The 10,359-nt window shown below is 70.4% G+C and carries 8 protein-coding genes; 2 read left to right on the forward strand and 6 right to left on the reverse strand.

Going from position 1 to position 10,359, the window contains the following annotated elements:
• Positions 1–5: 5 nt before the first annotated feature.
• The 6 genes from E1289_RS02040 to E1289_RS02065 form a co-directional block, all read right to left on the reverse strand.
• Positions 6–827, reverse strand: a complete 822-nt coding sequence (locus E1289_RS02040; protein ID WP_131974619.1) for a DUF4097 family beta strand repeat-containing protein — start codon at positions 825–827, stop codon at positions 6–8.
• A gap of 121 nt (positions 828–948) precedes the next feature.
• The gene (locus E1289_RS02045) at positions 949–1,131 is read right to left on the reverse strand and encodes a DUF6104 family protein (RefSeq protein ID WP_131974621.1); all 183 of its coding nucleotides are present in this window, start codon (positions 1,129–1,131) and stop codon (positions 949–951) included.
• Between the two features lie 111 nt (positions 1,132–1,242).
• Positions 1,243–4,983, reverse strand: a complete 3,741-nt coding sequence (locus E1289_RS02050; protein WP_131974623.1) for a multifunctional oxoglutarate decarboxylase/oxoglutarate dehydrogenase thiamine pyrophosphate-binding subunit/dihydrolipoyllysine-residue succinyltransferase subunit — start codon at positions 4,981–4,983, stop codon at positions 1,243–1,245.
• 242 nt (positions 4,984–5,225) lie between these two features.
• Entirely contained in the window at positions 5,226–5,897 is a 672-nt protein-coding gene (locus E1289_RS02055) for an AIM24 family protein (protein WP_131974625.1), read from the reverse strand.
• A 61-nt stretch (positions 5,898–5,958) separates the two neighbouring features.
• Positions 5,959–6,921: a glutathione S-transferase family protein gene (locus E1289_RS02060; protein WP_131974627.1), complete on the reverse strand. Its 963-nt coding sequence runs from the start codon at positions 6,919–6,921 to the stop codon at positions 5,959–5,961.
• Positions 6,922–6,970: 49 nt separating this feature from the next.
• On the reverse strand, positions 6,971–8,038 hold the full coding sequence (locus E1289_RS02065) for a dihydrodipicolinate reductase (RefSeq protein ID WP_131974629.1): 1,068 nt from the start codon (positions 8,036–8,038) through the stop codon (positions 6,971–6,973).
• Positions 8,039–8,296: 258 nt separating this feature from the next.
• On the opposite strand from E1289_RS02065, the gene E1289_RS02070 reads away from it, so the two are divergent.
• Positions 8,297–9,199, forward strand: a complete 903-nt coding sequence (locus E1289_RS02070) for an SDR family oxidoreductase (protein ID WP_131974631.1) — start codon at positions 8,297–8,299, stop codon at positions 9,197–9,199.
• Between the two features lie 4 nt (positions 9,200–9,203).
• Entirely contained in the window at positions 9,204–10,001 is a 798-nt protein-coding gene (locus tag E1289_RS02075) for an enoyl-CoA hydratase-related protein (RefSeq protein ID WP_131974633.1), read from the forward strand.
• Positions 10,002–10,359 lie beyond the last annotated feature (358 nt).

A 10,359-nucleotide genomic window follows, 5' to 3' on the forward strand; every position in this document is an offset into this window, starting at 1 on the left:
GGTCCTCACTTCTCCATCCGGGGGGTGGTGGTGCCGGGCGGGTCTTCGCGGCCGATGAGGGTGACCGGGCCGGAGACCGTGTTGACGGTGAGCCGTCCCGAGCCGTTCCCGAGCTTCCCGGCGACGCTGCGGGCCACGGGCCGCTCCTGGCGGCCGAGTTCGGGGAAGGACGTGTCGATCCGCCCCGCGGCCGAGTTCAGGGTGACCTGCGCGTCCGCGGACTCGGGGATGCGCAGCGCGACCTCGCCGGAGACGGTGTTGACGTCGACGCGGCTGTCGCCCGCCAGGTCGACGTCGGCGGCGATGCGCCCGCTGACCGCCCGCGCCGCCAGCCGGTCCAGGGAGCCGCCGGCCAGGGACAGGTCGCCGGACACCGACGTGAACGACACCGTCCCGTCCAGGCCCTGCGCCTCGATCGCGCCGGAGACGGTGTTGGCGTCGATCGCGCCCGCGACCTCGTCGAGCGTCACGTCGCCGGAGGCGCTCTTGATGGACGTGCGGGCCGTCATGCCGGTCACGACCGCGTCCGCCGAGACCAGGTTGAGGGTGACGGGGCAGTCGTGCGGGACGGTCACCGTGATGGACGCCCGGCACTTCTGGGTGCGCAGCCAGCTCAGCACGCCCTCCCACAGCTTCTCGTGGGTGATCGTCAGCATGCCGGCCTCGTGGGTGATCACCAGCGGCGGGCCCTCGATGTCACCGATCATGACGGACGGCCGCTCCTCGGAGGCGAGCACGGAGACGTCTCCCGCGATCAGCGTGGCGCGCAGCGCGACGACGCCGTCGAAGTCGAGGGTGGTCGGTTCGTCGATCGTCCAGCGCGACATCGGGATCTGCCCCTTCGTCCGAGCGTCCTGTGACCAGTAAACACGATATGTCGCGTTCGTCGAAAGTCAAGATGTATCGCGTTTCCGCCAGGGTCTGGGCCGGGCCCCGGCCGCCGGGGGGTCATTCGTCGTCGTCCTCGTCGTCCAGCCGCGCCAGCCACGTGGCGAGCCGGTCGACGGGCGTCTCGAACTCGGGGTTGAGGTCCACGAACTCGCGGAGCCGCTCCGCCAGCCACGTCAGGCTGACCTCCTCCTCTCCGCGCCGGTCCGTCAGCTCCTCGATGCCCCGATCGGTGAAGTACATGAACTCGATTCCACTTTCTACGATGCCGCCCGCACACCGAGGGCTCCGGTGCGCCGCACCGGAGCCCTCGGATCCACGTCATCTCCGCCGGGGAAGCCCCCCGGGGACCGACTACTTCTGCTCGCCGAACACCCGGGCGATGAGGGCCTCCTGCTCCGCCTGGTGCAGCTTCGCCGAACCCACGGCCGGGGACGACGACGCCGGACGCGACACCCGCGACATCCGCAGGCCCTCGATGTGGTGCGGCAGCTTCAGCGCCATGAACGGCCAGGCGCCCATGTTCGCCGGCTCGTCCTGCACCCACACGACCTCGACGTCCGGCGGGTACTTGGCCAGCTCAGCCTTGATCTCGTCCACGGGCGGCGGGTACAGCCGCTCGACCCGGATCATCGCGGTGTCGGTCGCGCGCGCGCTCTGCCGCGCCTTCACCAGGTCGTAGTAGATCTTGCCGGTGCTGAGCAGCACCCGCCGCACGCCCTTCGGGTCGATCGCCGGGTCGCTCTCCGGGATCACCGGCAGGAACGCGCCGCCGGTGACCTCCGCGACACTGGACGTCGCCGCCTTCAGCCGCAGCAGCGACTTCGGCGTGAACACGACCAGCGGCTTGTGCCGGCCCGACAGCACCTGCCAGCGCAGCAGGTGGAAGTAGTTCGACGGGGTCGTCGGGTACACCACGGTCATGTTGTCCTGCGCGCACAGCTGCAGGTAGCGCTCGATGCGCGCCGACGAGTGGTCCGGCCCCTGGCCCTCGTAGCCGTGCGGCAGCAGCAGCACGACGCCGGAGTGCTGGCCCCACTTCTGCTCACCCGACGAGATGTACTCGTCCACGATGTTCTGGGCGCCGTTGGCGAAGTCGCCGAACTGGGCCTCCCAGCAGACCAGCGCGTCCGGGCGGGTCATCGAGTAGCCGTACTCGAAGCCCATCGCCGCGTACTCGCTGAGCAGCGAGTCGTGCACGTAGAACTTCGACACGCCCTGCCCGAACTGCTTGAGCGGGGTGTACTCCTCGCCGGTCCTGCGGTCGACGAGGACCGCGTGCCGCTGGCCGAACGTCCCGCGCCGGGTGTCCTGGCCGACGAGCCGCACCGGGTGGCCGTCGATCAGCAGCGAGCCCATCGCCAGCAGCTCGCCGGTCGCCCAGTCGATCGCGTCGTCCTCGATCATCTGCGCGCGGCGCTGCAGGATCGGCTGCAGCCGCGGGTGCGGGGTGAAGCCCTCCGGCAGGCTGACCTGCGAATCGATGAGCCGCTTGACGGTCTCCTGCGGGATCGCCGTCCGCGCCTTGCCGTGGTCGATCGGGATGCGCTCCTCGACGTCCGGCTTCACCACCGAGCCCGGCTCCTGCGGCTTCTTCACGGCCTCGCGGGTCTCGGTGAAGGCGCGCTCCAGCTGCTCCTGGTAGTCGCGGAGCGCCTGCTCGGCCTCCTCGACCGTGATGTCGCCGCGGCCGATCAGCGCCTCGGTGTACAGCTTGCGCACCGAGCGCTTCGCGTCGATCAGGTCGTACATCAGCGGCTGGGTGAACGAGGGGTTCTCGCCCTCGTTGTGGCCCCGGCGCCGGTAGCAGACCATGTCGATGACGACGTCCTTCTTGAACGTCTGCCGGTACTCGAACGCCAGCCGCGCGACCCGCGCGCACGCCTCCGGGTCGTCGCCGTTCACGTGGAAGATCGGCGCCTGGATCATCCGGGCCACGTCGGTGGAGTAGACGCTGGACCGCGAGTACTCGGGCGCGGTGGTGAACCCCACCTGGTTGTTGATCACGACGTGGACGGTGCCGCCGGTGCGGTAGCCGCGCAGCTGCGACAGGTTCAGCGTCTCCGCGACCACGCCCTGCCCCGCGAACGCGGCGTCGCCGTGCAGGAGCACGGGCAGCACGCTGAAGCCCGCCTCGCCGACGTCGAGCACGTCCTGCTTGGCGCGGACGACGCCCTCCAGGACCGGGTCGACCGTCTCCAGGTGCGAGGGGTTCGCCACCAGCTCACAGTGGATCTTGGAGCCGTCGTCGGCGACGAAGTCCCCGGACGCGCCGAGGTGGTACTTCACGTCACCGGAGCCCTGCGCGCTGCGCGGGTCGAGGTTGCCCTCGAACTCGCCGAAGATCTGCCCGTAGGACTTGCCGACGATGTTCGCGAGGACGTTCAGCCGGCCGCGGTGCGCCATGCCGATGACGACCTCGTCCAGGCTGGCCTTCGCCGCCGCCGAGATCACCGAGTCCAGCAGCGGGATGACGGACTCGCCGCCCTCCAGCGAGAACCGCTTCTGCCCGACGAACTTCGTCTGCAGGAACGTCTCGAACGCCTCGGCGCTGTTCAGCCGGCGCAGCACGTGCAGCTGCTCCTCGCGCGACGGCTTCTCGTGCGGGACCTCCACGCGCTCCTGGATCCAGGCCCGCTCCTCGGGGTCCTGGATGTGCATGTACTCGATGCCGACGGTGCGGCAGTAGGCCATCCGCAGCACGCCGAGGATCTCGCGGAGCTTCATCGTGGCCCTGCCGCCGAACCCGCCGGTCGCGAACTCGCGCTCCAGGTCCCACAGCGTCAGGCCGTGCTGGAGGATGTCCAGGTCGGGGTGCCGCCGCTGCTTGTACTCCAGCGGGTCGGTGTCGGCCATCAGGTGGCCGCGCACCCGGTAGGCGTGGATCAGCTCGTGGACGCGGGCGACCTTGGCGACGTCGTCCTCGTGCGAGGCGGAGATGTCCTTGACCCACCGCACCGGCTCGTACGGGATGCGCAGCGCCTCGAAGATCTCGTCGTAGAAGCCGTCCGCGCCGAGCAGCAGTTCGTGGATGCGGCGCAGGAAGTCGCCGGACTGCGCGCCCTGGATGATCCGGTGGTCGTAGGTGGAGGTCAGCGTCATCACCTTGCTGATCCCCATGCGCGACAGCGTGTCGCTGGACGCGCCCGCGAACTCCGCCGGGTACTCCATCGAGCCCACGCCGATGATCGCCCCCTGGCCGGCCATCAGCCGCGGCACCGAGTGCACCGTCCCGATCGTGCCCGGGTTCGTCAGGCTGATCGTGGTGCCCTGGTAGTCCTCGATGGTGAGCTTGTTGTTGCGCGCCTTGCGGACGACCTCCTCGTAGGCGGCCCAGAACTGGCGGAAGTCCAGCGTCTCGGCGGCCTTGATGCTCGGCACCACCAGCTGCCGCGACCCGTCGCCGCGCTGCAGGTCGATCGCCAGCCCGAAGTTCACGTGCTCCGGCCGGATCATCACCGGCTTGCCGTCGACCTCGGTGTACGCGGCGTTCATCTCCGGCATCGCGGAGAGCGCCCTGACCGTCGCGTACCCGATCAGGTGGGTGAACGACACCTTGCCGCCGCGGCCCCGCTTCAGGTGGTTGTTGATGACGATCCGGTTGTCGATCAGCAACTTGGCCGGGATGGTGCGCACGCTCGTCGCGGTCGGCACCCCGAGGCTCGTCTCCATGTTGCTGGCCGTCCGGGCGGCGACACCGCGCAGCCGCACCTCTTCGGCGCCCTCCGGCACCGGCGGGGGCGCGGGCTTCCTGTCGGCCTTGGGGGCGGCCTTGGGCTCGGCCTTCCCCTTGCCCTTCGGCGGAGCCTTGGGGGGCTCGACCGGCCGTACCGGTGTCGGCGGGGCGGCCGCAGTACCGTTCGGGGACTTCGGGGCCGCACTCTCGGCGGGGGCCTGGGGCGCCCCGGGGGACGCGGACTTCACGGAACCCGGCCGGCTGTCCGGCTGGTAGTCCGAGAAGAAGCTCCACCAAGCCTCATCAACCGAGGTCGGGTCCTCGAGGTACTTCTGGTACAGCTCGTCGACCAGCCACTCGTTGGCACCGAAGTCAGTCATCGTTGGGTCGGCACTAGATTGCGACGACTCTGTCGACACGGCGGAGATCGCCCTCTTCCGCAGCTCGCAGGTAATTTCTTAGACCCGTCAAGGCTACTCGTTCCCAGCAGGGTGTGCTTATTCGCGGCGCACTTGGCGCCCGGCCCTGGGGGGCCTTTCCTGCGGCGCGCACCGCGTGTGATCGCCGCATCACTCCGGCTCGCCGCGCGATCAGGTTTCCTGGCTCTGCCTGCCGAAGTTAGGACCGTAACTTCGGCCGGAGGTGCCCGTCCCGTTCCGGGTCAGTGGGTGTGCGGGGCCACGGTGGGGCCTTCGCTGGCCTGGACCAGGACGAAGCCCTGGCCCTGGTAGGCGAGCTGCATCGCCTCGCCGCTGCCGCGGCCGATCAGGGCGCTGGCCTTGAAGGTGCGGTTGACGCCCACCTGGAGGCCGGTGCTCCACGCGACGGCGGACTGGCCGTCCACGAAGGTGGGGGCGCGGCCGCAGTCGAGCATGACGGGGGTGCCGTGGGTGGTCAGGGCGACCCAGCCGGTGCCGGTGAGCGTGGTGTTGAACAGGCCGCCCGCGGCGATGCCCGCGCCCTGGACCCGCTGGATGTCGGACTGCAGGTGGGCGTCGTAGGCGAGGATGTTGGCGCCGTTGACGGTCAGGCCCTCGTTCTCCAGGTAGAACAGGTGGATGTCGTCGGCGTCGTTGGCGACGAACAGCAGGCCCTGGCCCTTGACGCGCATCGTCGGAACGCCCTCGCCGGTGAGGGCCTTCTTCATGAACTTGCCGATGCCGCCGGAGCCCTCGTAGTCGAACTCCATCTGGCCCTGGAAGGCCACCATGGAGCCCTGGCGCGCCAGGACGTCGCCGTTGAGGTGGATCCGGAGCATCTTGGAGTTCTGTAGGGCGAAGTGGCCGGGGAGCTGCTGCCCCTGGTCCATGTTTCCGAAGAACTGGCTACGCATGGTCGGGTTCGTGCCTCTCGTATGGACTGTTGCGGTTCGTCAGCATAACGACGTGCCGAGGTCAGCGATCCCGGTTGTGCGGGGCGGTCCAGTCGATGACGGGTCCCTTGGGGACGACTCCGGACGGGTTGATGTTCCGCTGCGTCACGTAGTAGTGGCGCTTGATGTGGTCGAAGTTCGTGGTCTCGCCGAACGCCGGGACCGAGTACAGGTCACGGGCGTAGCCCCACAGGTTCGGGTAGTCCGTCAGGTGGCGCAGGTTGCACTTGAAGTGCGAGTAGTAGACGGCGTCGAAGCGCGCGAGCGTCGGGTACAGGCGGACGTCGGCCTCGGTGATCTCGTCGCCGAACAGGTAGCGCCGGCCGGAGAGGCGCTCTTCCAGCTGGTCGAGGGTGGCGAAGAGGGCGTCCACCGCGTCCTCGTAGGCGTCCTGCGCGGTGGCGAACCCGGCCTTGTAGACGCCGTTGTTCACGGTCCGGTAGACGAGGTCGTTCAGCTCGTCGATCTCGGGGCGGAGCGCCTCCGGATACAGGTCGGGCGCGTCCGAACGGTCGGCCGAGCGAAGCTCGTCGGTTGATTGGTGGTGGGCGGGGGCTGGAGGACGGTGTAGAGCGGTGAACTCCGTCTCCAGCATCGTGGTGATGTTCGGGAAGTCGTTGGTGACCAGGCGCCCGGTCTCGGTGTCCCAGATGCACGGGACGGTGTAGCGGCCCTCGAAGGACGGGTCGGTGCCGAGGTACAGCTCCGAGAGGAACACCGCGCCGGTGACCGGGTCGCGCTCCGGGAGGCGCCAGCCGCGCTCGTCGCGGATCGGGTCGACGACGGCGACGCTGATCGCGTCCTCCAGGCCCAGCAGGCGCCGGACGATCAGGCTGCGCTGCGCCCACGGGCACGCGTAGGAGACGAAGAGCCGGTAGCGGCCGGGCTCGGCGGGCAGGCCGCTCGACCCGTCGGCGGTGATCCGCTCGGTGAAGCGGTTCGCCTGCCGGACGAACCGGCCCCCCTCGACCTCCTGGACGCTCATGTCGTGCTCCTCCCGTTGGCAGGCCCGCCGCCCACGATAGCCGCCGCGCTCAGACCCGCATCCGGCCGCCGATCATGGGCAGATCGAGCAGGGTGCGGATGCCCGGCTCGGCCGCGCAGACGGCGGGGACGGCGTTCAGCGCGTGGGAGGCGGCGGCGGAGATCGGGTCGGACACCCACCCCGTGTCGGCCGCCAGCGTGAGGGCGGGCTCGCCGTCCACGCGGAGCGAGTATCCGGGACGGCCCCACTCCTCGCACATCTGCCCGGCGCAGGCCATGTGCACGACCTCGATGGTGATCACCGGGCGGCCGCCGGCCAGGCCGCTGAACGTCCAGCGGGCGGCGGCGACCGTCCCGCGCGGGATCGGCCCGGCGGCGGTGGTGAGGTCGGTGCGGGCGAGCCGGTGGTCGACGTCGAGGTCGATCTCGTCCAGGTCGATCCCGAGCCCGGCCGCGACCAGGTGCAGGCTCTCGGAGAACAGCGCCCTCATCGCGGTGCGGGCGGGCCGCAGCGCCCGCCGGTAGGCGTCCTCGTCCTTGCCGAACCCGAGCATGTGGTGGACCATCCGCCAGGACGGGTGCAGGGCGAAGTCGGAGACCTCCCGGGCGTAGACGTGGGTGATTCGACGGGACAGCCGCGTCAGCATCAGCGGCATGGCGTCGGCCATGAACCCGCTGCTGATCCCGCTGCCGTGCAACGAGGCGCGGCCCCGCTTGCACGCCTGCTCCAGTTCGTTCGCGTAGTGCGGGCCGTGCGCGCGGGGGTAGAGGAAGCCGTTCAGGGAGACGACGTTCTTGCCCGACGACAGCAACGCGCAGACGAGGTCGAGTTCGGCGGCCCTGTCGGGCGTCGGGCTCGGCGCGTAGACGACGCAGTCGGCGTCGAGATCGAGGATGTCGGCGAGGTCGCCGGTCGCGGTGACCCCGACGGGGCCGCGGCCGGCGAGGACACCGGCGTCGCTTCCGGCCTTGCCGGGTGCGTGCACCCAGGCGCCGGCCAGCTCCATGTCGTCCCGGGCGAGGACCCCTCTGATCACGCTGCGGCCGACCGCGCCCGTCGCCCACTGCACGACTCGGTACGGGCGCGGGCTCGGCGGGGACGCGTCGGCTGTGCTCATCGAGACGGAACCTCCGTTGTTCCTCGCGGCGCCGATGAGTGGACCCGCACGGGAGGAGACTACGCCGAACGTCTCAGCGAAAGCGGCATTTACCGCATCTTCCTCCGGGGTCCGCCGACGCGCAGGACTGGGCGGCCGCCCGGATGGGAAAGAAAGACCGGGGGCCGCGGCCGAGTGGGATTCGGTTTAGTGGTACCACTGGGTAACCCCCGGATGATTACCTTGGGGGCGTAGTCGGTGCGATGTGAGGAGACAGGGATGTCGGAACTGCGCTACGACGGCCGCGTGGCGGTCGTGACCGGGGCCGGGCACGGCCTCGGCCGCCAGCACGCGCTGGAGCTCGCCGCGCGCGGCGCCAAGGTCGTCGTGAACGACCTCGGCGGCGACCGGTCCGGTGTCGGCGCCTCCGCCGGCCCCGCCCAGGAGGTCGTGGACGAGATCAAGAAGAACGGCGGCGAGGCCGTCGCCAACCCCGACAACGTGGCGACCCCCGAGGGCGCGCAGGCGATCATCAAGACGGCGCTGGACGAGTTCGGCAAGGTCGACATCGTCATCAACAACGCGGGAATCCTGCGCGACAAGTCGTTCAAGAACATGTCGCCGGAGGAGTTCGACTCGGTCATCGCCGTCCACCTGCGGGGCTCGTTCCTCGTCTCCAGCGCCGCCTGGGCGCACCTGCGCGAGCAGGGCTACGGCCGGATCGTCAACACGTCCTCGCCCGCGGGCCTCTTCGGCAACTTCGGGCAGGCGAACTACTCCACGGCCAAGATGGGCCTCGTCGGCTTCACCAAGACCCTCGCGCAGGAGGGCGCTAAGTACAACATCAAGGCCAACGCGATCGCGCCGGTCGCCTGGACCCGGATGACCGAGGACCTGCTGCCCGCCGACTTCGCCGACAAGCTCGGCGTCGAGCAGGTCACCCCCCTGGTCGCCTACCTCGTCCACGAGAGCAACGAGGACTCCGGCGAGGTCTACACCGTCGGCGGCGGCCGCATCGCGAAGATCTTCGTGGCGGAGGGCCCCGGCTACGGCCAGAAGGCGACGCTGACCGTGGAGGACGTCCGCGACAACTGGGCGGCCGTCAACGCGGCGGACCCGCTGACCGTGTTCAAGAACGTGGGCGAGCAGATGGGCCCCCTGATCCAGCAGCTCACCTCCTGAGCCGTTGGGCGGCATCAAGCTCGACCGGCGGGACGGGGTCCTCACCATCACCCTGTCCCGCCCGGAGCGTCTGAACGCCGTGGACGGCGCGCTGACCGAGGAGATGCTCGACGTCCTCAACGAGCTGGCGCGCGACCCCGACACCCAGGTGGTCGTGCTCACCGGCGAGGGCCGCGGCTTCTGCTCGGGCATGGACATCCAGGGCGGCGACCCGGGGCAGGAGAGCTCGGAGGGACGCGTCCAGCGCCTCTACCGGGGCATCGCCCGGGGCGGCGAGGTCACCGCGCGGCTGCGGGAGATCCCGCAGCCGGTGATCGCGGCCCTGCACGGCCCCGTCGCGGGCATGGGCGTGTCCTGGGCGCTGGCCTGCGACATGCGGGTCGCCGACCCGACGACGCGCTTCGTCGTGCCGTTCGTGAACCTCGGCCTGTCGGCCGGCGACTGCGGCCTGTCCTGGCTGCTGCCCCGGCTGGTCGGCCCGGCCAGGGCCGCGGAGATCTTCTACCGCGCCCAGCGGCTGGACGTGTCCCGCGCCGAGGCCCTCGGCCTCATCACCGAGGTCAGCGCCGAGGGCGCGGACCTGGAGGCCGCGCACGCCCTGGCCGGCGAGCTGCTCGCGAAGTCCCCGTACGGCCTCCGCCGGACGAAGGAACTGCTCAACCTGTCCCTGGACGCCCCGGGCCTCCGCGCCCAGCTCCAGGCCGAGACCGCGGTGCAGACCCTGGCCTTCTTCACCGAAGACCTCCCCGAGGGCATGACCGCGACCATGGAGAAACGCCCCCCGAAGTTCAAGAACCGCTGACGAGGGCTCGTGCGGCCGCCCCCAGGCCGCACGGCCCCCACTTCCCCGTACGGTGCACCACGCACCCAGACGGCTTTGGAGCGATCCGCACCCGAACGCCACCCCCCATGATCACCCCACGGGTCGTGCGGCCGGAGCGAGCGCAGCGAGCGGAGGTCGCACGACCCGCCGCGGGGCGGGCCGTTTCACGAGACGCGGAGCGGATCGGGAAACGGTCCGCCCCGCGCAACGGGGGTTCCAGGGGGTCGCCCCCCTGGGCGAACACGCCCCCCTGGGCTATTCAGACAGAGCCATCGACAGCGCCTCCACGTAGCGGAGGGCGGCCAGGCGTGCCAGGGCCTGTCTCTTATACACGGCT

The sequence above is a fragment of the Actinomadura sp. 6K520 genome, from assembly GCF_004349245.1.
Classification (GTDB): domain Bacteria; phylum Actinomycetota; class Actinomycetes; order Streptosporangiales; family Streptosporangiaceae; genus Spirillospora.

What these genes read in the sequence shown, in the direction of transcription:
- E1289_RS02055 (WP_131974625.1), bottom strand. Translation starts at nt 5,897, where the DNA reads ATGCGTAGCCAGTTCTTCGGAAACATGGACCAGGGGCAGCAGCTCCCC.
- E1289_RS02040 (WP_131974619.1), bottom strand. Translation starts at nt 827, where the DNA reads ATGTCGCGCTGGACGATCGACGAACCGACCACCCTCGACTTCGACGGC.
- E1289_RS02045 (WP_131974621.1), bottom strand. Translation starts at nt 1,131, where the DNA reads ATGTACTTCACCGATCGGGGCATCGAGGAGCTGACGGACCGGCGCGGA.
- E1289_RS02065 (WP_131974629.1), bottom strand. Translation starts at nt 8,038, where the DNA reads ATGAGCACAGCCGACGCGTCCCCGCCGAGCCCGCGCCCGTACCGAGTC.
- E1289_RS02070 (WP_131974631.1), top strand. Translation starts at nt 8,297, where the DNA reads ATGTCGGAACTGCGCTACGACGGCCGCGTGGCGGTCGTGACCGGGGCC.
- E1289_RS02060 (WP_131974627.1), bottom strand. Translation starts at nt 6,921, where the DNA reads ATGAGCGTCCAGGAGGTCGAGGGGGGCCGGTTCGTCCGGCAGGCGAAC.